Source organism: Bacillus sp. FSL K6-0042 (assembly GCF_038006685.1).
Classification (GTDB): Bacteria; Bacillota; Bacilli; order Bacillales; family Bacillaceae_G; genus Bacillus_A; species Bacillus_A pseudomycoides.
The window spans coordinates 1605001-1626544 of record NZ_JBBOVS010000001.1 but is presented as its reverse complement, the minus strand read 5'-3'; the positions used below and the strand labels follow the sequence as shown (position 1 = coordinate 1626544).

General features: G+C 35.8%; 22 protein-coding genes, 2 other RNA genes, 1 pseudogene and 1 riboswitch. Of the genes and pseudogenes, 20 read left to right on the top strand and 5 right to left on the bottom strand.

Annotation, left to right across the window (positions count from 1 at the left end; all coding sequences use genetic code 11):
* The first annotated feature begins 32 nt into the window (after window positions 1-32).
* The 8 genes and pseudogenes from MHH45_RS08420 (at window position 33) to MHH45_RS08385 (ending at window position 5073) form a co-directional block, all read left to right on the top strand.
* Window positions 33-383: an SMI1/KNR4 family protein gene (locus MHH45_RS08420; protein WP_088094048.1), complete on the top strand. Its 351-nt coding sequence runs from the start codon at window positions 33-35 to the stop codon at window positions 381-383.
* A 289-nt stretch (window positions 384-672) separates the two neighbouring features.
* Window positions 673-1143, top strand: coding sequence for a DinB family protein (locus MHH45_RS08415; RefSeq protein WP_088094049.1), 471 nt, complete (start codon window positions 673-675; stop codon window positions 1141-1143).
* 226 nt (window positions 1144-1369) lie between these two features.
* Window positions 1370-1525 (top strand): hypothetical protein, encoded by a 156-nt coding sequence (locus tag MHH45_RS08410; RefSeq protein ID WP_016114133.1) that lies wholly within the window; start codon window positions 1370-1372, stop codon window positions 1523-1525.
* 280 nt (window positions 1526-1805) lie between these two features.
* Window positions 1806-1997, top strand: a complete 192-nt coding sequence (locus MHH45_RS08405) for a hypothetical protein (protein ID WP_016114134.1) — start codon at window positions 1806-1808, stop codon at window positions 1995-1997.
* A gap of 298 nt (window positions 1998-2295) precedes the next feature.
* A complete protein-coding gene (locus tag MHH45_RS08400; RefSeq protein ID WP_016114135.1) occupies window positions 2296-2976 on the top strand; it encodes a helix-turn-helix transcriptional regulator in 681 nt (226 codons plus the stop codon).
* 61 nt (window positions 2977-3037) lie between these two features.
* Complete coding sequence (locus tag MHH45_RS08395; RefSeq protein WP_088094050.1) at window positions 3038-4318, top strand: L-cysteine desulfidase family protein; 1281 nt, start codon at window positions 3038-3040, stop codon at window positions 4316-4318.
* Between the two features lie 2 nt (window positions 4319-4320).
* Window positions 4321-4476, top strand: a pseudogene (locus MHH45_RS08390) (DDE-type integrase/transposase/recombinase); the annotation flags it as partial.
* Window positions 4477-4893: 417 nt separating this feature from the next.
* Window positions 4894-5073, top strand: coding sequence for a hypothetical protein (locus MHH45_RS08385; RefSeq protein WP_229161506.1), 180 nt, complete (start codon window positions 4894-4896; stop codon window positions 5071-5073).
* Window positions 5074-5185: 112 nt separating this feature from the next.
* Here MHH45_RS08385 and MHH45_RS08380 read toward each other — a convergent pair whose 3' ends face one another.
* Both MHH45_RS08380 and MHH45_RS08375 read right to left on the bottom strand, forming a co-directional pair.
* The gene (locus tag MHH45_RS08380; protein WP_016114140.1) at window positions 5186-6835 is read right to left on the bottom strand and encodes a b(o/a)3-type cytochrome-c oxidase subunit 1; all 1650 of its coding nucleotides are present in this window, start codon (window positions 6833-6835) and stop codon (window positions 5186-5188) included.
* Window positions 6832-7305: a cytochrome c oxidase subunit II gene (locus MHH45_RS08375; protein WP_016114141.1), complete on the bottom strand. Its 474-nt coding sequence runs from the start codon at window positions 7303-7305 to the stop codon at window positions 6832-6834. Before MHH45_RS08375 ends, MHH45_RS08380 begins: the two co-directional genes overlap by 4 nt.
* 439 nt (window positions 7306-7744) lie before the next feature.
* Between MHH45_RS08375 and MHH45_RS08365 the strand changes: the two genes are divergently transcribed.
* The 3 genes from MHH45_RS08365 (at window position 7745) to pbuX (ending at window position 10744) form a co-directional block, all read left to right on the top strand.
* Window positions 7745-8491, top strand: coding sequence for a type I methionyl aminopeptidase (locus MHH45_RS08365; RefSeq protein ID WP_088094066.1), 747 nt, complete (start codon window positions 7745-7747; stop codon window positions 8489-8491).
* A 126-nt stretch (window positions 8492-8617) separates the two neighbouring features.
* A riboswitch (purine riboswitch) is annotated at window positions 8618-8719 on the top strand.
* Window positions 8720-8825: 106 nt separating this feature from the next.
* Window positions 8826-9419: a xanthine phosphoribosyltransferase gene (locus MHH45_RS08360; protein WP_016114144.1), complete on the top strand. Its 594-nt coding sequence runs from the start codon at window positions 8826-8828 to the stop codon at window positions 9417-9419.
* 2 nt (window positions 9420-9421) lie between these two features.
* Complete coding sequence (gene pbuX, locus MHH45_RS08355) at window positions 9422-10744, top strand: xanthine permease PbuX (RefSeq protein ID WP_088094051.1); 1323 nt, start codon at window positions 9422-9424, stop codon at window positions 10742-10744.
* A 19-nt stretch (window positions 10745-10763) separates the two neighbouring features.
* Here pbuX and MHH45_RS08350 read toward each other — a convergent pair whose 3' ends face one another.
* Window positions 10764-11927 (bottom strand): DUF418 domain-containing protein, encoded by a 1164-nt coding sequence (locus tag MHH45_RS08350; protein WP_088094052.1) that lies wholly within the window; start codon window positions 11925-11927, stop codon window positions 10764-10766.
* A gap of 491 nt (window positions 11928-12418) precedes the next feature.
* On the opposite strand from MHH45_RS08350, the gene MHH45_RS08345 reads away from it, so the two are divergent.
* Entirely contained in the window at window positions 12419-16078 is a 3660-nt protein-coding gene (locus MHH45_RS08345) for a dynamin family protein (protein ID WP_016132666.1), read from the top strand.
* Window positions 16079-16081: 3 nt separating this feature from the next.
* Here the strand turns inward: MHH45_RS08345 and MHH45_RS08340 are convergent, their stop codons facing one another.
* Window positions 16082-16336, bottom strand: coding sequence for a DUF3931 domain-containing protein (locus tag MHH45_RS08340; protein ID WP_000369734.1), 255 nt, complete (start codon window positions 16334-16336; stop codon window positions 16082-16084).
* A gap of 71 nt (window positions 16337-16407) precedes the next feature.
* On the opposite strand from MHH45_RS08340, the gene MHH45_RS08335 reads away from it, so the two are divergent.
* From MHH45_RS08335 to ssrS (MHH45_RS08315), 5 genes are all read left to right on the top strand, one after another.
* Window positions 16408-16863, top strand: a complete 456-nt coding sequence (locus MHH45_RS08335) for a GNAT family N-acetyltransferase (RefSeq protein ID WP_016114148.1) — start codon at window positions 16408-16410, stop codon at window positions 16861-16863.
* A gap of 56 nt (window positions 16864-16919) precedes the next feature.
* Complete coding sequence (locus MHH45_RS08330; protein ID WP_003196439.1) at window positions 16920-17192, top strand: DUF2533 family protein; 273 nt, start codon at window positions 16920-16922, stop codon at window positions 17190-17192.
* Window positions 17193-17194: 2 nt separating this feature from the next.
* Window positions 17195-18028 carry a sulfurtransferase gene (locus MHH45_RS08325; protein ID WP_016114149.1) on the top strand — a complete coding sequence of 278 codons (834 nt, stop codon included), beginning with the start codon at window positions 17195-17197 and terminating at the stop codon, window positions 18026-18028.
* A gap of 115 nt (window positions 18029-18143) precedes the next feature.
* Window positions 18144-18326, top strand: a non-coding RNA gene (gene ssrS / locus MHH45_RS08320) — 6S RNA.
* A 21-nt stretch (window positions 18327-18347) separates the two neighbouring features.
* Window positions 18348-18531, top strand: a non-coding RNA gene (gene ssrS / locus MHH45_RS08315) — 6S RNA.
* Window positions 18532-18678: 147 nt separating this feature from the next.
* Here ssrS (MHH45_RS08315) and MHH45_RS08310 read toward each other — a convergent pair.
* Window positions 18679-19128, bottom strand: coding sequence for a hypothetical protein (locus MHH45_RS08310; RefSeq protein ID WP_016114150.1), 450 nt, complete (start codon window positions 19126-19128; stop codon window positions 18679-18681).
* 82 nt (window positions 19129-19210) lie between these two features.
* On the opposite strand from MHH45_RS08310, the gene MHH45_RS08305 reads away from it, so the two are divergent.
* The 3 genes from MHH45_RS08305 to MHH45_RS08295 are packed head-to-tail and all read left to right on the top strand — an operon-like array spanning window position 19211 to window position 21141.
* Window positions 19211-19522, top strand: a complete 312-nt coding sequence (locus tag MHH45_RS08305; protein WP_016114151.1) for a hypothetical protein — start codon at window positions 19211-19213, stop codon at window positions 19520-19522.
* A 3-nt stretch (window positions 19523-19525) separates the two neighbouring features.
* Window positions 19526-20752, top strand: a complete 1227-nt coding sequence (locus MHH45_RS08300) for a glutathionylspermidine synthase family protein (protein WP_088094053.1) — start codon at window positions 19526-19528, stop codon at window positions 20750-20752.
* 2 nt (window positions 20753-20754) lie between these two features.
* On the top strand, window positions 20755-21141 hold the full coding sequence (locus tag MHH45_RS08295) for a DUF350 domain-containing protein (protein ID WP_088094054.1): 387 nt from the start codon (window positions 20755-20757) through the stop codon (window positions 21139-21141).
* Window positions 21142-21544 lie beyond the last annotated feature (403 nt).

The window sequence follows — 21544 nt, the reverse complement described above, 5'->3', positions numbered from 1 at the left end:
ATTTTTTTTGGAATTTAGGGAGGGATATGGATGTGGTTTGTTTTGATAATTTTGATTTTAATAACTTTTGGGATGACAGCGAATATGCAAGAGATGAATATATTTCTGAATATCCTACAGATGAAATGATTTCTAAACTAGAAAATGAATTAGGGTATAAGCTACCTGAATCTTATATTTGGTTAATGAAGAAGCATAATGGGGGAATTCCAATAAACGATTGTTTTCCTACAGATATTCCTACAAGTTGGGCAGAGAATCATGTTGCTATAACTGGTATTTATGGTATTGGATATAAAAAAAATTCTTCATTAGGTGGAGAATTTGGTAGTGAATTTTGGATTGAAGAATGGGGATATCCTGAAATAGAACTCGTCTGTTAGCTGTCGTTCGCTTATAACATTCAAGAGTCGCCAAAAGAAAAAACATCAAAATTATGGCATGAAAACCAAGTGTCAAACTGAAAAAAAGACTGAAAGACCATACGAATTTCATATCAACCGTAGGGACTACGGGGGTAGCCTTCTAAATAACTAGCGGTTACGCTGGTGTTCGTAGGAATCCCACACTTCAAGCGTAGCTAAGTGGGGGTAGTTCAATTCATGTTACTTCTAATTTATCCAGATTTTTAATACGCTAATGTATGAGAGGGATTTGAAAGGGGCGTAAAGTATGAATAAACTAATATTTAAACAATTTGCGATGACAAGAAGTTATTTTATTAAAAACGTAGAATCATTTTCGAAGGAAATAACAAATGTACAGCCAGACGGTTTTAACAATACGATCCAATGGCATATTGGCCATGTATTAACGGTTACTGAACAGTTTATGCTCGGCTTTCCACATAAAACGACGTATCTTTCTACAAATTATATCGAATTATTTGGAAACGGTACAAAGCCGGCTGATTGGAAGGGAGATGTACCTACTGTAGATAAACTCATTATAGAGTTGAAAGATCAATTAGTTCGTCTTCAACAAATTCCTGCTGAACAGTTAAATGAAACGCTGGAAAAACCATTTATGGGTTTTGAAACTTTTGGAGAATTAGCCGGCCTTACATTAATGCATGAAGCAAATCATTTGGGGCAAATTCAAGCGATGAAGCGCATTATTGAACACGCGGGAATAAAGAACTAACAAAATCCCAAAAAATAATTTGATGACTTTCAAAAGGAGTTATTCTCAGAGGAGATAGCTCCTTTTGATTTTGCAAAAACACTTATATGATTCTTTTTGTATGAATTTTAGGTATAAATTCATCTTAGATTGATAGTAAGGTTCTGGTGCAAATATATGAAGAAGAACATGGATATTAGAAAGTTTTACAGACGACAAAAGAAACTATTAATAGGAGTATAAACCTATGAAGATATTCATGATATGTTTAGGGTTGATAGGTGCGTGTTGTTTAGGGGTAGTAAAACACCGTAGGTCAGGTACTACAGATGATATACCACTCTTAGTAATCGGTATGATACTTATGATGGTATTCTTAGTTTATGTAGGAATGACAGATTAGAAGTAGGAAACTACTGTAGCTTTTAAATAAAGTTGTACTGTTTTAAATAAAGTAATACCGTTTGCAAAAAAGTTACATTGTTTTATTCCTTTTCGATTAAAGAATTCTAAATGAGTTTTAATCAAACTTTTTTATAAAAATTGTATAATGCTTCACAAAGTAGTAATCCGTTTTGATCAATCTTTTTTCAAAATGGATTACTTTTGTCTCTTATCAAATAAGGATTTATAAAACATTTCTGATTAAACTTTATTCCAAACCAATAATAGGAGGCGTGTCTATGAAAAATCATATAAAAGTGAATGGACAGATTCGTCAAACAAATAAAAAATGGTCACATCTTAGACAACAACAAAAAGAACGCATTTCTAATTGGCTTCGTAGGGAGTATACAAAATTTGTACAGGTAAATCATAGAAGACCTAAAAAATATGAGCATGATGTGATTCTTGGGGAAGAATGTGTTTCTTAACTTGATAGCGATGTGGCGAGCCCCCTTTATAAATAAAATTTGGATATAAACGTTGAATTTTAAAATTAACCCCTTTGTTTTATATTTATTTTCCAGAATGCCCCTCATTCCTTGAATCGTTTCCGTACCCCTTAAAGGCTTGCTTGCAATGCGAATATCTAGGGATAGAAAAAAATGTTAAAAGGGTTCAGATTTTTTGTTACCGCTTACATATTGTGATACTATTAAATTGTAATAATAAATTATCATGATAATTTATTATTACAATTTAATACAGGAAGTATAGGAGTAATGAAGGATGAAGAACGAAACATTATTACAGCAATACTATCCGTTCGTTACATTTCTTTCGAAGGTAATGGGAAGAAATTGTGAAGTCGTATTGCACGATTTATCAAGGCCGGAAAGTTCTGTCATTGCTATTGAGAACGGGCATATAACTGGTCGTAAGATCGGGGACGCACCTACAAACTTAATGTTAAAGGTACTTCAAGAAAAAACATATTTAACGCGTGATTTTATCGCTAATTACAAAGCAGTAAATAAGGATGGAAAGGTCTTTCGCTCCTCTAGCTTTTTCATTAAGAATGATAAGAAAGAGTTAGTGGGGATTCTATGTGTAAATGCTGATGTGGCACATTATGCAAAGATAAAAGAGATGATGGATCAGTTTTTATCATTTTCTGATGAGATGGTTAATCTTGAAGCTAAACAAGCGGAAGAAGAGACACTTGCATTTGAGCAATTGCATGGAAAAGTGGAAGATGTTCTATCTACAATTATTATTCAAACGATGGAAACATTTGACGTGCCTCCGGAGAGGCTGTCAGCGAAAGAAAAGATGAATGTTGTACGTGATTTACATGACCAAGGAACATTTCTATTAAAAGGTGGAGTATGTGAGGTGGCGAAAATTTTAAAAACATCTGAGCCAACTATATACCGTTATTTACAGAAGATTAAAGATGAAAACAATTAATTTTTGCGAAAACTTATTCATCATTTCACATGATGGGTAGTTGAAAGATAGGGGGAAATTTGTGAACAAGAATAGTATATTACGTGTGTTAGAGAAAGAATTAGTCGTTGCTTTAGGGTGTACAGAGCCAGTGTCGATTGCGTTAGCCGCAGCTACTGCAAGAGATTATATGAAGGGCGACGTACAGTCAATTGAAGTACTTGCAAGTATAAATGTCATTAAAAATGCAATGGCGGTTGGTATACCAGGAATGAAGGCTACTGGAATTGACTTTGTTGCTGCTTTAGGGGTGTTAGCAGGAGATAGCAAAAAAGATTTAGAAGTGTTAGCTGGAATCTCAGAGGAAGATGAAGAACAAGCAATCTCTTTAGTAGAAGCGGGGAAAGTGTCTGTAGAATTAGCAGATACGTCTAAAAAGCTATACATTGAAGTGAAGTTTACGACAGACGAGGGATATGCAAGGGCTATTATTCAGGATAATCACACATTTATCGCATTAGTAGAAGCGAATGGGGAGCTTGTTTATAAGAATGGATGTGGAAATACACACTTTGCCACTTCTGAAGAAGAACGTGATGAACTAACAATTCCAGAAATATATGAATTTGTTACGACTGTAGATGTAAAGGAATTGGTACTTGTAAAAAAGAGTATTGAACTGAATCGTAATGTGGCATTAGATGGTTTGTCGAATGAATATGGCTTACAAGTTGGAAAAACATTAAAGGAAAATGTATTGAAAGGAATTTTATCAGATGATTTAACAACTCATGCGATGGCATTAGCAGCTGCTGGTTCAGATGCACGTATGGCCGGTTCGACAATGCCAGTAATGGCTAACTCAGGAAGTGGTAATCAAGGGATTGCCGTAACGATGCCTGTAGTAGCCGCAGGTGAGAAATTAAATGCTTCGGAAGAAGATCTAATTCGTGCTGTTACGTTAAGTCATTTATTAGCGATTTACATTAAAAATCAGTTTGGACGTTTGTCTGCACTTTGTGGTGTAACAGTTGCTGGTGCAAGTGCATCGGCTGCTATTACGTATTTATTAGGTGGAGATATTGAAAAGATAAAGTATGCAATCCAAAATACACTTGGAAATGTGACAGGGATGATTTGTGACGGAGCAAAAGCAGGATGTGCGATGAAGGTAGCAACTTGTTCAAGTGCAGCTGTACAATCTGCACTGTTAGCCTCACAAGGAATGTGTATCTCTGCTACAGATGGATTTATCGAAGCAGATGTTGATAAAACAATTGAGAACTTTTGCCGATTAGGAAATGAAGGTTCATCGAATATGGATAAGATCATGCTAGAGATGATGATTAATAAAAGAAAATAGTAGTGATGTATCTCAATAATATAGTAGAACAAGATCACCGGTTTATTAAAAGGAGAGTTCGCTCTATGTTAGGATTCAAGTCATTTAAAACAGTAATTTCTATTTTAGCTTTATCAAGGGTAATGGAAAAACTCCAAGAAACCGTTAGGACAAATTAGTGATAAACTGATATTATCAAAAGCTCACCAAATGGGGTGCTAATTTAATTGCTAAAATAAATACAAAATAGGTGTTAATTGCACCTATTTTTAAATGGTTATATTGTAAATAATTATATAGCAAAGCAAGAACATAAAAGAGTCGATTCCTTAGCGTATAGGTAATCGGTTTTTTGTTAATCGTGAGGTAGATATTTTTAGCTAAAAAACTAATAATGGAAATATAATACAGCTTATGACTCGTTTTTTCACGTATCTTGGCTGAACCCCATGCCCATCAAGCTAAAAAAGAAAAACACCCCATTGCTATCAAGCTAAGAAAGACAAATACTCCAAAATGAGAGAATTGACATCTCTAGGTAAAAATGTACAATTTTTTTTGTTTTGGGGATAATTTAAAACTTTAGATTGATGGGCATGGGGCAATACCCTAGTAGTGAAATATATTGGTTTGGGAAGTTTCCAGAAGGGTACGAATTAAATGGCCTTACACCAAAACAATATTCACTAGAACTTTTATTAGATGAATTTAAACAAGAGCCAGATGAAGTTTATTTAGTTCAAGTAGAACCAAATGGTTATTATGCTTGTAGCTGAGAAGAATACATTTTTAAAACAGATAAAGGAATATACTTATTAAGCCTGCAGGTGCAGGATTAAATAGCTATTCTCGAAATAAAGCAGAGGGGATATCCCCTCTGCTTTTCACTTACCATAATTTAAACCCTTTTGAACCGGGCGGAGCATTTTGAATCATATCGATAAACGGAATAGTATAAGCAAATAGAATGAGTAGAGCTGTAATACCAATCCAAAGCTTCCAATTATCAAAAATCATCGGTGTACGTTCAGATGCATCGGCTACTTCACCGATTGGAAACTCTGTTTGTCCTTTTGGGGCAAAGAAGACAAGATCTAAGTAAATAATGATAGCAATTACAATTCCTACAAATAAAATGGCTCCTCCGACTGCTTGAGCAATTTGATATGGAATCCATTCAAGTGCTTGCTGTGAATTTCCATATGTAGAAAAAGCAGAACGCCGAGGTGCTCCGAGTAACCCGGCAAAGTGCATACCAGCAGACATAAAGAACATACCGATAGCCCACACGCAAGTTTGAATCATGGCAAGCCGGTTCATTTCCTTTGTCATGACGCGTCCTGTTAGATGTGGAATTAACCAATAGGCGATTCCGAAAAATGTTAATACAACAGATGTTGCTAATGTTAAGTGGAAATGCCCAGTTATCCATACAGTATTATGAACGACCTGGTTTAGTTGGTTACTTGCATTGACAAGTCCACCAGCACCAGCTGGAATAAACATTAACATACCGACGAATGGAGCGAAAAATCTAGCATCTCCCCATGGGAGCATTCGAAGCCATCCGAATAGTCCAGTAGCTCCTTTTGAACGCCCGAACTGTTCAAAGGTTGCAAATAAAGAGAAGGCGGTCATTAAAGATGGAATGACAACCATAAATGTTAAGACAACTTGTAAGTATTTCCACCCAGGGTCAATACCTGGTTCTGTTAATTGGTGGTGGAATCCTACAGGCATAGAAAATAGTAAAAATAAGATGAATGACAAACGAGCTAGCGAGTCACTGAAAATTTTACCGCCAATAATTTTCGGTATAATGACATACCAAGCCATATAGGCAGGAAGAAGCCAAAAATAAACGAGCGGATGACCGAAGTACCAAAATAGTGTTCGGCTGACCAGGACGTCAATTTTATCAATAAAGCCTAGGCTCCATGGAATAAATTGAATAAGTGCTGCTGCCGCTACACCAAGTGTTGCAACAAGCCATAGTGCCATTGTCACAACAGCCATAAAGCTTAACAGAGGACCTATTTTTCCTTTGTTATGTTTTTTCCATGTACGATACTGAGCAAACATTGCAAATCCGCTGAACCAACTTCCAACAATAACAAGGGTAAGGCCAATGTAAAATCCAGGATGTGCTTTTAATGGAGCATAGAACGTATAGAGTACAGTAGCTTTATTGAGTAGGATAAAAATTGCAGTAATTGTTGTTCCAATTGTCATAAACCAAAAACCAATCCAGCCTGTTTGTCGGGCACCTTTTGAGAGGACACCAGTTGTTTTACTCATACAAGCAAATAAGAAACCGATAATAAAGAACGTTGTTAAGACGAGCCCGAGTAAAACACCGTGTGTTGTTAACACTTGATAATAACCAATACCAGCAGGTAAATTGAATTTTCCTGAACGGACAAGAACTTGTAGTAATCCGCATAACCCACCTAAAAACAGGGCGATAAATGCGATGTGAATATGAGCCATTGCTAATTTTGCATCTCGTTTGCTTATTTTATCCTGCAGTGCAATCATTTGTCGGTCACCTCTACTTTCGCGCTCATCATATGATGGCCAGTACCACAATATTCATTACAGACAATTAAATATTCTCCAGATTTTTGGAAAACTTGTGAAGCGGTACTTACATATCCAGGTTCAATCATCATGTTGACATTTGTCCCTGCGATTTCAAAACCATGTACAACATCTTTTGTCGCAGCGACAAAATCTACTTTTGCCCCTTTTGGTACTTTAATTGTATTTGGTGTGAAAGAAAAAGCTTGTGAGACAATCGTCACTTGATAATGATTTTTTCCAACTTGTTTAACGCCGGGTTGATCAAATGGTGCGGTTGCTTGAACCTTTTCTGGGTCAATTGTTGTTAAACAACTCGGTGGTTTGTTACCCATATAAAAAGCACTAATCCCTAAAACAGCCAAAAATACGAACAATGAGCCGACGCCGAAAATGAGCCAAATTTTTTCGTATTTATGTAAGTGCATATCTCCATCTCCCTTTTCAAAACTATATATTAGAGCCGGTTAACAAAAATTTGATAGACGCTAAACCACGTGAAAATAATGAAAAAACCAATAAAAAAAACAGAGATTAAAGTTCCTTTTAACGAACTTTTTTGAGTGTTTTCAGTTTCTGTCTGATGTAAATTATGTTCCCCCATGATACCCCTCCTTGGATAAATGAAATCTTACATTTTTATAATACAAAAAATTTAGATAATTTTATCACGTCCGAATGTGCTTTCAAAAAGTGTTCATTGATACAATAAAAACTATGTCAATGATGAGAACTTATAAAGTCGCGGATTCTTACAAGTTTTGGAATGTTAATTTGTGAAAAAAATGTGAAATGAATGCTCTTTTGAAATTGTTGAGGAGGATGTGTATGATTGAATTTGGAAAGCTTTTATCGAGGGGAGATTTCATGAGTACAATAAAAACGAAAAAAGAAATAAATTTGATGCGCGAATCGGGAAATTTACTAGCTTCGTGTCATCAAGAAATTGCGAAAATAATAAAACCAGGTATCACGACATTGGAAATTAATACATTTGTTGAAACGTATTTAGAAAAGAATGGTGCGACACCTGAACAAAAAGGATATAACGATTATCCATATGCAATATGTGCATCTGTGAATGATGAAATGTGTCATGGTTTTCCGACTACTCACCCATTAAAGGAAGGTGATATTGTTACGATTGACATGGTAGTGAACTTAAATGGTGCTCTTGCTGATTCTGCATGGACTCATAAAATAGGGGATATTTCTAATGAAGCAGAAAAGTTATTACTAGTAACGGAAAATGCTTTATATAAAGGAATTGAGCAAGCGATAATCGGAAATCATGTAGGTGATATTGGATATGCGATTGAAAGTTATGTAGCTTCGGAAGGGTTTTCTGTCGCAAGGGATTTTACAGGGCATGGAATTGGTAAAGAAATCCATGAAGAACCAGCAATTTTTCATTTTGGAAAGCCAGGTCAAGGATCAGAACTACAAGAAGGAATGGTAATAACGATTGAACCGATTGTAAATGTAGGTATGCGATATTCAAAAGTAGATTTAAATGGATGGACTGCACGGACGATGGATGGAAAATTGGCAGCGCAATACGAGCACACGATAGCAATTACAAAGGATGGACCAGTTATTTTAACGAGCCTCTAGTAGAAGAATACAAAATGTAAGAGGTTTCAAAACTCGAACGAAAAAGATGTTTTTGAAAAATTTGTACGTGTTTTTTTCTAGGAACGCTTTTCAAAGTAAAAAAAGTGCGTTATAATCCTTCTATAAAATAAATAGGTTAGCTACACTCATATAATCGCGGGGATATGGCCTGCAAGTTTCTACCGAAGTACCGTAAATACTTTGACTATGAGTGAGGACGAACATATTGCTGGTTTAGCATTCTTTTTTGCGAAACTCCAAAAGCACGTCTCTCACTTGTAACGAGTGGTGGCTGCTTTTGGAGTTTTTTATTTGCATAAGAGGGGGAAGAAACATGAAAGTATTACAAGAAAAGATTTTAAACGAAGGAAAGGTTTTATCTGGTGATGTGTTAAAGGTAGATGCCTTTTTAAATCATCAAATTGATCCAGTACTTATGCAAAAAATAGGAAAAGAGTTTGCACAGCGTTTTAAGGAAGATAATATTACAAAAATCGTGACGATTGAGTCTTCGGGTATTGCACCAGCGGTTATGGCAGGTTTAGAGCTTGGAGTAAAAGTGGTTTTTGCAAGAAAGCGGAAATCGTTAACGTTACAAGATAATATGTATGTTGCAAAAGTATACTCATTTACAAAACAAGAAACGAATGAGATTTCATTATCTAGAAATCATATCCATGAAAATGATCGTGTATTAATCATTGATGACTTTTTAGCAAACGGTCAGGCTGCTTTAGGCTTAATGAGTTTAGTAGAGCAAGCCGGTGCAAGTATTGCTGGGATTGGAATTGTTATTGAAAAAGCATTTCAAGACGGAGGAAAGAAACTACGTGAGAACGGTGTTCGTGTAGAATCACTTGCAGAAATTGCATCACTTGATAACGGTACTGTTACATTTGTTCAGCATGAGACTGCGGAGGTGAAATAGTCATGAAGCAACACCCATTTAAAATCGCATCCCTTGGCGTGCAACATATGCTTGCGATGTATGCAGGAGCAATAATTGTTCCACTTATTGTTGGCGGAGGACTTGGCTTAAATCAACGAGAATTAACATACTTAGTATCCATCGATTTATTAATGTGTGGTGTCGCAACAATTTTACAAGCTTTATCGAACCGATTTTTTGGAATTGGCCTTCCTGTTGTACTTGGTTGTACGTTTACAGCAGTTGGACCGATGATCGCCATCGGTAAACAGTACGGTGTTTCTTCGATATATGGAGCAATTATTGCAGCAGGATTGTTCGTTGTTATTTTTGCAAAATTATTTGGAAAGCTTGTGAAACTGTTCCCGCCTGTAGTAACGGGTTCTGTTGTTACAGTTATTGGAGTTACATTAGTTCCAGCGGCTATTAATGACATGGCTGGAGGAGTTGGAAGTAAGGATTTTGGAAGTCTAGAAAACTTAGCGTTAGCATTTGGTGTTTTACTATTTATTATAATTATGTACCGCTTCTTTGATGGTTTTATCCGTTCTATTTCTATATTACTTGGTCTTTTATTTGGTACGATTATTGCAGCATTTATGGGAAAGGTGAGCTTGCAGGCTGTTGGAGAAGCTGAGTGGTTTCACGGTATTCAACCGTTTTACTTTGGCACACCAACATTTGAGTTAACGCCGGTTATTACGATGATTCTCGTTGCTTGTGTTGGGATTGTGGAAGCAACTGGCGTGTATTTCGCTTTATCCGATATATGTAACAAAAAGATTGGTGAAAAAGAGCTAACAAAGGGTTATCGTGCCGAAGGATTAGCGATGATCTTAGGTGGTATTTTTAATGCATTTCCATATACGACTTATTCGCAAAACGTAGGTCTTGTTCAATTAACAGGTGTACGAAATCGCGTCATTATTTATACGTGCGGTGGTATGTTAATCGTTCTTGGTTTTATTCCAAAAATTGCAGCTATCACAACGATTATTCCAAAGCCAGTACTTGGTGGTGCCATGCTAGCAATGTTTGGGATGGTTATGGCATACGGTATTAAAATGTTAAGTAGTGTAGACTTTGCAAAACAAGAAAATTTATTAATCGTAGCATGCTCTGTTGGAATTGGCCTTGGCGTAACAGTCGTTCCAACGTTATTCTCTCAGCTTCCAGAAAGTATTCGTATTTTAACAGATAACGGAATTGTACTTGGAAGTGCGTCAGCTGTACTTTTAAATATTGTATTTAATATGGCTCCGCAGCGAAAAGCGAGACCAAAAGAAGAGCAAGCTCCAATGCAAAGTGCTGTAACAGAAGCATAAACAAAAAGCAAGGTTCTCATTAAGAGACCTTGCCTTTCTTTTTTAGAGGCATCATTTTTCCATATGTGCCAAGGCGCCAAATATATTCAAGTGGACCGTACTGATAATGAGAGAGCCACCAGCGACTAATACAGATTTGTAATGTATAAAAGCCGATGCAAAATATTGGGCCGATCCATAATGGTACTGGTAAATAATTTTTGAAAAACAGACCAAACACAAGCAATGTAATGATTGTGCTTGAAATGTAATTTGTTAGTGCCATTCGTCCTACATATTGGAATGGACGTAATAGCTTCTGCCAACGCTCCTTCTGTAATAAGCGCATAAGTGTGAAAATGTAAAAGATAAATAATGTTTTCCCGCTAAACATTGTAAGACCTCTCATGTAGATTGGTTCATATGGTTGTTTTGCCACAAAGTAGCGAATCATGAAGAACCAAATAGGTAATGTTAAAACGAACATAATGATTTGCCACTTTTTTAGTTTTGGATCTAATTCTTTTGTTCGACGAAAAATATCTTTTTTACCAGCGTATAGGCCAAGTAAGAATAACCCAATTGTTTCGGGAAGGAATGAAATGTTTAATGCAACTGCTTCAGAATAAAAAGCAGTAAAGCGCTCTTGTACTTGAAAACTCCAATTCTCTAAAGGAATAATAGGTAGAGAAGTTCTTAATTCTCCGATTGGTAAAAAAGCAATTGCTATACTAGTTAACAACATCATGAATTGAAATATACCTAGTAAAATAAAAGCCCATATAAGGATAGTCTTAGGCTCTCTTTTGTAAAATAACAATAAGAAAAATCCTGCGATTGCATAGCTATGTAAAATATCTCCATCCCATAAAAGGACGTAATGTATAAATCCGAATAATAATAAAATGAGGAGACGACGAATAAATAATGTTTTGGGATGAGTTGTTTTTTTCTCAGCACGCTGCATAAAAATGTAAAAACCTAATCCGAATAAAAATGAGAAAATAGTATAAAATTTTGTTTGAATAAACATGTCATAAAACAGACGAATGTAACGATCTATTCCTTCATAACTTCCTGTAATATCACTAGAGTCGACACCAGCAATAACAGGCCAGTTAACAAGAAAAATACCAAATACAGCAATTCCCCTAATAATATCAATAGAATGAATCCTCTCGCTTTGTGAAATGTTTTGTGTCATTGATTTCCTCCTTTAAGTAAATTTCTTTTATTATACAGTAATGTAAAGAAAAGGAGGTGGTGGGATTTCCAATTTTTGAAACTGTTAAGATGTTTGTTATGAGATATAATAAGGATGCACAGCAAGTTTTTCACTCCTTTAAGACAGGCAGTAAAGAAGCTCCTTATTTTTAAGGAGCTTCTTTTTTAGAAATTAATATTGATAATGATTCTCTTTAATGATAAAATATACTCAAAAGTGATAATCATTATCAAAAAAAGGTTGGTGTGCTAAATATGGTATATGCATTAGTTGCAGGAACGGTGGCTGTGTATGCTGTCGTTACAAAATATGTGTTAAATGGAGTCGGAGCAACAAAATGAACAAACTTACATAAAATCCCTTTCATCTGTCAAAAGAATGAAAGGGATTTTTTATTTTTAATGAGAATATCCTGAAAATTTAGTATGATAGTAGGGTATATACATCTTGGAATAAAGGGGAACAAGGGGATGACAAACATAGTACAGACAAACAGTATGAAAAAGCTTGTTTGTTTTTATGAAGAATGGCAGAAGCATGGTGATACGGAAAATAGTTTGAAGTTGTTTGAAGTGATTCAAAAATATAAGCAAGAACAGCTTATGATTGCTTTTTGCGGTCACTTTTCTGCTGGAAAATCGACAATGATGAATCACTTATATAAAGCACAGTTATTACCAACAAGTCCGATTCCGACAAGCGCGAACGTTGTTAAAATTGAAAAGGGACAGGACCGTGTTGTTGTGACAGTGAAATCTGGAGAGCATTATGAATATGATGGTGCATACTCGGCGGAAGAATTGAAACAGCTTTGTAAAAATGGTGATGAAATAATTGGCGTTCATATTTATCGAAATGATGCGCCAATTCCTGATGGCGTTATGCTCGTTGATACACCTGGAATTGATTCAACAGATGATGCGCATCAATTAGCAACAGAATCAACACTCCATCTTGCGGATGTTATTTTTTACATGATGGATTATAACCATGTTCAGTCAGAAGTGAATTTGCAGTTTGTGAAAGAATTAAAGCAGCGTAATAAAACAGTTTATCTTGTTATCAATCAAATCGATAAGCATAAAGAAAATGAGCTATCATTTGAAGATTATAGGCAAAGTGTGAGTCAATCGTTTTCTAACTGGGATATTGAAGTAGATGGTATTTTTTATACTTCTTTACGAATGATGAACCATCCGTATAATGAAATACAAAGATTAGAGAAATTGCTTTCTTCGATTATGAAAGAGCGTGAGCAGTATGTGAGCAATGGTATGGAAAGAGAAACGGCATATTTATTACAAGAACATTTTTCATTTATTCTTTCAGAAAATGAAAAACAATTAATGCCCTACCAAAAAGAATTAGCATCACCTCTATCGCTTACAGGCGTAATGGAAAAGAAAGAAGAGCTTATTGAAAATAAACGACGTGTGGCTAGTAAAGAATCGGACGTGAAAAATGAATTTATAAAAGGATTGCAAGCAATATTAGACAATGCTTACTTAATGCCATTTGAAATGAGAGAGCTAGCAAATCAATATTTAGAAACGAAGCTAACGAAGTTTAAAGTTGGTTTGCTATTTGCAAAAGGAAAAACAGAGCAAGAAAAACAGCGGCGTTTAGATGCATTTTATTCAGCACTAGGGAAGACCGTTGAAACACAGATTGATTTTCATGTGAAAGAGTTTATTGTGGCTTTCTTAAAAGATGAAGGGATGTTTACAGAAGAAGTCGGAAAAGACATATACGCACTGCGAATTTCTTTTGGCCCAGAATTATTAGCAGAAACCATTAAACAAGGTGCAGGATTTACAGGAGATTACTTGCTTCTTTATACAGCGGATGTTGCGAATGAGCTGAAGAAACGCTACTTTATGAAAGCACAGCAAATTTTTGAGCAAAGCACGGGCGTTTTACGGAAAAAGACGGAGAAAGAGATTGCTCATATTGAACAAGAAATTGAGCAATATACTATGTTACAGACAGCAAAAGAAACAAAATTACAATATATTGAGGCGTATGATAAATACGAGAATTACTTACAAGGTATTTGGAGCGATCATGTACCGGTGCCAAATGAATTGCAAGTAGAAAAAGTATTACAAGGGAAGAAACAGGTTGTAAACGAGAAGTTTACATTACAAGAACAAGAGGTACAAAGTGATAGTATTTCGTATAAGGAAGAAAATATAAAAACAACAGCAACATTAAATATTCATCGTATATTAGAACAAGTAAAAGGTGCGGAAATGATATTAGAATTTCTTCCTACACTTAAACATTTGCATCAAGAAGTTGTTGGGAAAAGAAAACGTGTTGAAACAAAGCAATTTACAGTAGCGTTATTTGGAGCTTTTAGTGCAGGGAAATCATCATTTGCAAATGCATTACTTGGTGCGAATGTACTCCCGGTATCACCAAATCCAACAACGGCGACGATTAATCAGATTTTACCGATTACAGAAGACAAACCTCACGGCACAGTAATTGTTCAGTTTAAATCGAAGCAGGCGCTATTAGAAGATATGAAAGCAGTTTATAAATTGTTTCATTATGAAATAAAGACATTTGAAGAAGCGTTATTACAAATAGATACAATCCTACAATACCCGTCACCAAGTGGAAAGCAGAAAACAACATTTAGTTTTTTACGTGCAGTGCAGAGGGGATATCAAGCAGTTTCTAATCATTTGGGAGAACAAGTGCAAGTTACGTTAGAAGAATTCTCCGATTATGTAGCGAATGAAGAGAAATCATGTTTTGTTGAATATATGGAATTATACTATGATTGTGCTTTAACGAGACAAGGCGTTGCACTTGTTGATACACCAGGAGCAGATTCTATTAATGCTCGACATACAGACGTTGCATTCCAATATATTAAAAACGCTGATGCGATTTTATTTGTAACATACTACAATCATGTCTTTTCAAGGGCGGATCGTGAATTTTTAATTCAACTTGGCCGTGTCAAAGATACATTTGCGCTTGATAAAATGTTCTTTTTAATTAATGCAGCGGATTTAGCTCAGTCTGAGGATGAGCTTGAAATGGTAAAAGGCTATATAGCAGACCAGCTCCTGCAATACGGTATCCGAAATCCACGTCTATTTGCAATTTCGAGCTTATGTGCACTTGAGGAGAAACAAGGAAAGAGTATTGCAAAAGAAAAGTATGGTATCTTGAAAAATTCGGGGATTACAAAGTTTGAAGAATCATTTACATCCTTTATGATGCGTGATTTAATGCTCGTATCTGTCCATTCTTTATATAGCGCATTGCAAAGTGCTGAGCAGCTTCTTGTAAATATGATACAAGGAGCAAAGCAAGGGAACGATGAGAAAGAAAAACAAATAAAAAAATATGAAGCAGAACGTGAGCAGCTACTTCATATTATTTCATCGTATAGTGTACTTGCAGAAGAGCAAGCGATGCAAAATGAAGTGAAAGAACTGTTATATTATGTGCAGCAACGTCTATTTTTACGTTATAACGATGTGTTTACTGAATTTATTAACCCAGCATCCCTTCGAACAGATGGAAATGTGAAAATTAAGTTGCAAGAATGTCTCATGGAACTTGTAGCCTTTATCCAACATGATTTATTACAGGAAATGCGAGCAACGTCACTACGTCTTGAAAAATGGATGGATGAAGCGATGCGACGTGCAAAGGATGAAATTGCAGTGAAATGTAAGTTGGAAAATGAATCTATTTCTATGAATGGGACAGCAGATTATGAATACCAAGTTATTACGCATAAAGAGCCGTTTCCTTCTATAGAAATAAAGCATTTTAAAAAGGCATTATCTCATTTCAAAAATGAGAAAAGTTTCTTTGAAAAAAATGATAAAGCAACAATGCAGGAAGATACGAAGGAATCACTTGAGCCTGTCGTATCCCGATATGTAGCTGATGAAGAAGAGATATTTATCCAGCATTATAAACAAGAATGGGAATTGAAATGGGACTTATTCAAAAAAGTGATGCAGGAAGATGTTAAGCAATATTATGCAAGTGTATTATTCGCTTTAGCAGAGACAATTGATGTGTCGCTATATGAACAAAGTAAGGAACAATTACAGAAACAGTTAGCAGCAATCGAAAAAGAAATTCATATTTTATAAGCTCTATGAAAAAAAGATTCGTTCAATTTTCTTTTGCAATACAGCATCCAGTGATTTTACGAATCCTGCAAATTCATCTGTAGAAATCATATGAGTCAGAACTAACCGTCTGCCATCTGGTGTTTCACCGCATAAGACGAATGAAGAAAACTCATATGTTTTTCCATCTACAACTAATTTTGGGTGGGAATATGTTCCGTTTTTCTTTTTCTTTCCATCAATCGAGATGACGTTGCATTTTTTCTCATTGTTGTCCATGGTGAATCCCTCCTTTGTATTACTTATGGTAGACAAGGAGGGTTTAGAACAAGAGAGAAAGGGGAAATTTCATGAAAATTGTCATGGAATGTATTTCGCAAGATAAGGCGCCGATGTCATTATTGTTGCTTGCTGATCCCAGTGAGAGGCAAATTAATTCATATTTGAAGAGAGGTCTTTTATATATTGCCAAATGTGAAGAAAATGTTATAGGCGTATATGTATTACTTGAAACAAGACCGCAAACAATGGAAATTATGAATATCGCTGTTTCAGAAGAACTACAAGGGCAAGGACTTGGAAAACAATTATTACAGCACGCAATTGCAACTGCCAAAGAAAAACACATGCATAACCTTGAGGTAGGGACAGGGAATTCTAGTATTTCACAGCTTGCTTTCTATCAAAAATGTGGTTTTCGTATTTTTTCTATTGATTTTGATTACTTTTCGAAGCATTATGAAGAAGAGATTATCGAAAATGGGATTGTATGCCGAGATATGATTCGGCTTACAATGGAACTCTAGTCATTTTCTTATGAAGAATTGGCGAGAAAGTATAAATTATTTAGGGGGAAGAGAAGATGGAAGTACATAAAGCAATTACAGCACATTCTCGTAAACAAAATGAAATTGTGACAACATTTTTACAGTTAGAAGCACAGCGTGAAGCGGCAATTGAAGCAGCAGTAGCACTTGCGTCAAATGGAAAACATTTCTCAGTAGATGCAATTAATATGGTAACGAAGCAAATCAATGCTCTTGCCAAACGAGGGGTTGCACCGCAACGTAAAATTGTAACAGAAGATATGGTTATGGAGTATGTAGGTCGTCTGCAAGAGAAAGAAGGTCGTTAAGCATGATTGTTACAGTCGAATGGTTACGTGATCACATAGAAGATGAGCATGTCCGTGTAGTCGATTGTCGTTTTGACTTAGCTAATCCAAATTGGGGACGAAAGCAGTATGAAAAAGAACATATTCCTCATGCGCTATATTTTGACTTGAATCTTGATTTATCGAGTTCTATTACGGAGCATGGTGGCCGTCATCCACTTCCAAACCTTGAGGATTTTGCCGAAAAGCTTTCTCAAGCTGGTATTGATGAAAATACGACAGTGGTTGCATATGACAGTCAAGCTGGTGCAATGGCTTCGCGTCTATGGTGGCTATTAACATATGTAGGACATCAAAAAGCATATGTGTTAAATGGTGGGTTTCCTGCTTGGAAAGACCAAAATTCATCTATAACAGCTGAAGTTCCAACCATTGAACGGAAAAAATTCATACCGAATGTGCAAAACAACATGCTTGTAACGATGAAAGATGTGAAAGAAAAAATTCGTACAAATGCAGATGTTACGTTAATTGATTCGAGAGAGCCAAAACGTTATGCTGGCGCTGAAGAATCTGTTGATCCTAAAGCTGGTCACATTCCAACAGCAGAAAATTATTTTTGGAAAGATGGAATCACAGCGGAAGGTCAGTTCAAAGATAAAGAGGAACAAGAAGATCGTTTCCACTATCTTAGTAAAGAGAAGGAAACAATCGTCTATTGCGGATCTGGTGTAACAGCATGCCCGAATGTATTAGCGTTACAAACAGCTGGTTTTCGTAACGTGAAGTTATATGCTGGAAGCTGGAGTGATTGGATTTCTTATCCAGAAAACCAAATTGTAAAAGAAGGACAGTAACCTCTTGCATGCAAAAATATTTTGTATTAAAATAAGGTCACAAGCAAGAATTTGCTTCAAAATATTACATTTTACACATTGCATACAATGTGATAAGATAACGACAAGTAAATAAAACATCCTGCGGTGTACGTAACTTATTTATGTCTAAAACCGATGTTAGTTATACGGAAGCTCAACATTTAGCGACCATCATCAAGCCTTCCATGTGGAGGAAGATGTACGGTAGCTGTGAGGGCATCCACCTGCGAGTAGCGGGTTTTTGGACATTTACGAGGGACGGCACGTGCGGGGGTCTTATTTCAACTAACATTATATAAAATTCCTACGGTGTACGTAGCTTATGTATGTCTTAAACCAATAAGTATAATACGGAAGTTCAATATCTAAATGTAAACAGCATGCCATCTTTTTAAGAAGGAAGCTGAAAGCATTTATGAGAACATCCACCTGTGAGAGCAGGTTTATGGACATCTAGAGAGAACGGCATGTGTGGGGCTATATAAAAAACCTTACGTTTTATACGTAAGGTTTTTTTGTTGTAGGAACCTTTTTTCGGTACGTTAGAAGTGATTGGAATTTCATTGTGTGGAAAGCATAAAAATAGTAGAAATCAAATGAACTCCAAATGGCGGGGGTTCACTTGATTGTTATCTGTGTTCACCTGTAAAATTTCCATAATAAACATAGCACTTTCGATCTTCATCAATCTCTCTTGAATCTAAGGTGAATTCCATAAATAGTCCGTTCTTTTTAATGTATAAAATATCGGAATGGAGATAAGTTAAGATCTCGTCATGGTTCCATACATTTTTACTTTCTATCAAAATTGAATTTGTTCCTTCTAGCTCTCTAATCTCAAAACCTATATGAGAATATATAGGTTCTGAAGGGTCGTTGAAGAACGTTTCTTTTTGGACGTATAATACTGCTGTTCCATCGGGATCCATTGCGGTCGATGTTACGACATATGTATCCCCTTCTTTAATAAAGTACTCACAAGTCATCCTTGCGACCGCTTCAGACACAGAAATATCCGCATAGTTCCATAGGGCAGGATATTGTTTCGTCTCATCATTAAGTCGATATTCTAACCGCAATTGTAATCCCTCTTTCTTTTTCTTCTACTTTATCATTAATTCTTTTATAATAAAAATATAATATATAAAGGAGCGTTGGAAAGTGACAAAAACCAAATGGTTAGTAACAGGTGTTCTTACATCTTTAGTGGCCGGTACATTATCTGGCTGTACAGAAGATCTCCCTCCAAAACCAAAAGATAAGAGTTGTGCAGATTGGGATTGGGATGATGAACTTGGCGTGTGGCGATGCGATGACAGCCGTTCAAGTTATCATGGGAGTTATTATTACGGTGGTAGATACTATCAAAATAAATCAACTTTCAAAAATTCTTCTGAATTTAAGTCCTATCAAGCTTCATCCAATTTTAAAGGGGGAATTGGAAGCGGTTCAAAGGGCGGATTCGGAGGTTAAATTATGTCGCCTTACATAAAGAAACGAAGTAAATTTTATTCAAGATTCTCTCGCTTTTGGTCCGACTTATATGGGAGTGAGTATAGCCTTTTTCATATTTTTGAAATAACAGAACAAACAATCCAAGATTTGCAATTAGCAACGGAACGAATGGGAAAAGTATTTTTTAAGACTGCTAGGCTTCTTCGGACCTTGTCTGACGCTCAGCTTCTTGAACTTGGTTTTCCTTCTTCAAGTCTGCCTTTTATTAGAATGAAATCTCTATTTCCTGAATCTGTTATTTCACGGTTTGATTTTGCAATGACAGATACTGGTATCAAAATGCTTGAGTTTAATAGTGATACTCCGACTTTTATCATGGAATGCTTTCAAATGAATGGGGAGGTCTGCAAAGAATTAGATTATCATGACCCAAACAACAATCAGGAACGTCTTCTCTCTTCTGGCATCACAAAAGCTGTGATGGAAGCAGCTAAAGGGATAGAAAGGCCAAACGTTGTCTTTACAGCCCATCATGAACATATAGAAGATTGGAATACGACTCGGTATTTGAGTCAGCTATGTCAGGTTAGCAACAAAGTGGTGTCAATGTCAGAACTCAGAATTACTGAAGATGCTTTACTGGACGGAGATGGTGTACCAATTGATGTTTTGTATCGCCAGACATATCCTATTGAACACTTAGTTGAGGACCGGGACCCTAACACTGGAGATCTTGTAGGGATCGAATTACTACAACTTGTAAAGGAAGGAAAGCTTTTTATTATAAATCCGATTTCATCTTTTCTACTGCAGCCGAAATCGGTTCAATGTATCATATGGGGATTAGCGGAGGCAGGTGCTTTTTATACAAATGAGGAACAACAATGGATTAAAGAGTACATGCTTCCTACTTACTTAGAAGCAGATCTGTTTTTAGGGAAAAATTCTTTTGTTCAAAAACCTTCGTTCGGTAGAGAAGGCGACACGGTTATAATTCGCGATAAAGACACCAATATTGTTAATCAAAATTCATATCAAACGTATAAAAAAGAGCTTCCTGTATTTCAAAAATATATAAAGCTTCCAGTTGTTTCTCTTGAGACTGAAAAGGGGAACGAGGAGCTGTCATATGTGTTTGGATCATTTTTAATTGCTGGGAAGCCAAGTAGTATTGGTATACGTGCTGGTGAAAAAATTACGGGGAATGAATCATATTATTTACCTGTAGGAATTAAAAAGGAGGATTAGAAATGATAAATTTCTTACTTTATTTAGCAATCTCAATCGGTCTTTTATGTATTGGTCTTTTTCTTATGGAAGTGACAACAAAAGTGAAGGAATTTTCATTAATGGCTAAAGGGAATAAAGCAGCAAGCTATGCACTTGGAGGAAGACTTCTTGGCCTTGCCATTGTTTTGTATTCTACGGCTGCTCATTCTGTTTCATTAATGGATATGGTTTTATGGGGAGCGATTGGAATTTTAGCACAGATTATTGTGTTTTATTTAGCTGAATGGCTCACACCGCGTTTTAATATCAATCAAAGCATCGAAGAAGATAATCAGGCCGTCGGACTTTTCCTTATGTTTTTATCAATTTCCATCGGAATCGTGATTGCTGGGTGTTTAACATATTGAAAAACCTTACGTTTTATACGTAAGGTTTTTATTTTTCATTCGTTAACCATTTTGAGATATAATCAATGAGTTTGTTCATTACTTTAGGAAATAGCCCATTTCGTCTTTATGTAATTGTAGCAGCATTAGAGCTTGTATTATCCTTATAAGTACAATAACATCGATGCTTGTTTTTGCTAAACCGTATTGAATAAATACTAAAAAATAAAGACTACATATCTCGCACTAGGGGAGGTATGTGGTCTTTATTTTTTATATGAAGCAACTTCACCTAATCTGCTAGAATAATATCTATAAAATAAGAATATATTTATAATTTTAAGTGATGGAGTTAGTATAGTTATATAGACACAACTAAGTTAAGTCAGTAAAATATGCATACAGAGAAGTGTCCGTAATGAAA

What these genes read in the sequence shown, in the direction of transcription:
- MHH45_RS08415 (WP_088094049.1), top strand. Translation starts at nt 673, where the DNA reads ATGAATAAACTAATATTTAAACAATTTGCGATGACAAGAAGTTATTTT.
- MHH45_RS08410 (WP_016114133.1), top strand. Translation starts at nt 1,370, where the DNA reads ATGAAGATATTCATGATATGTTTAGGGTTGATAGGTGCGTGTTGTTTA.
- MHH45_RS08405 (WP_016114134.1), top strand. Translation starts at nt 1,806, where the DNA reads ATGAAAAATCATATAAAAGTGAATGGACAGATTCGTCAAACAAATAAA.
- MHH45_RS08400 (WP_016114135.1), top strand. Translation starts at nt 2,296, where the DNA reads ATGAAGAACGAAACATTATTACAGCAATACTATCCGTTCGTTACATTT.
- MHH45_RS08385 (WP_229161506.1), top strand. Translation starts at nt 4,894, where the DNA reads ATGGGGCAATACCCTAGTAGTGAAATATATTGGTTTGGGAAGTTTCCA.
- MHH45_RS08380 (WP_016114140.1), bottom strand. Translation starts at nt 6,835, where the DNA reads ATGATTGCACTGCAGGATAAAATAAGCAAACGAGATGCAAAATTAGCA.
- MHH45_RS08375 (WP_016114141.1), bottom strand. Translation starts at nt 7,305, where the DNA reads ATGCACTTACATAAATACGAAAAAATTTGGCTCATTTTCGGCGTCGGC.
- MHH45_RS08365 (WP_088094066.1), top strand. Translation starts at nt 7,745, where the DNA reads ATGAGTACAATAAAAACGAAAAAAGAAATAAATTTGATGCGCGAATCG.
- MHH45_RS08360 (WP_016114144.1), top strand. Translation starts at nt 8,826, where the DNA reads ATGAAAGTATTACAAGAAAAGATTTTAAACGAAGGAAAGGTTTTATCT.
- pbuX (WP_088094051.1), top strand. Translation starts at nt 9,422, where the DNA reads ATGAAGCAACACCCATTTAAAATCGCATCCCTTGGCGTGCAACATATG.
- MHH45_RS08350 (WP_088094052.1), bottom strand. Translation starts at nt 11,927, where the DNA reads ATGACACAAAACATTTCACAAAGCGAGAGGATTCATTCTATTGATATT.
- MHH45_RS08345 (WP_016132666.1), top strand. Translation starts at nt 12,419, where the DNA reads ATGACAAACATAGTACAGACAAACAGTATGAAAAAGCTTGTTTGTTTT.
- MHH45_RS08340 (WP_000369734.1), bottom strand. Translation starts at nt 16,336, where the DNA reads ATGGACAACAATGAGAAAAAATGCAACGTCATCTCGATTGATGGAAAG.
- MHH45_RS08335 (WP_016114148.1), top strand. Translation starts at nt 16,408, where the DNA reads ATGAAAATTGTCATGGAATGTATTTCGCAAGATAAGGCGCCGATGTCA.
- MHH45_RS08330 (WP_003196439.1), top strand. Translation starts at nt 16,920, where the DNA reads ATGGAAGTACATAAAGCAATTACAGCACATTCTCGTAAACAAAATGAA.
- MHH45_RS08325 (WP_016114149.1), top strand. Translation starts at nt 17,195, where the DNA reads ATGATTGTTACAGTCGAATGGTTACGTGATCACATAGAAGATGAGCAT.
- MHH45_RS08300 (WP_088094053.1), top strand. Translation starts at nt 19,526, where the DNA reads ATGTCGCCTTACATAAAGAAACGAAGTAAATTTTATTCAAGATTCTCT.
- MHH45_RS08295 (WP_088094054.1), top strand. Translation starts at nt 20,755, where the DNA reads ATGATAAATTTCTTACTTTATTTAGCAATCTCAATCGGTCTTTTATGT.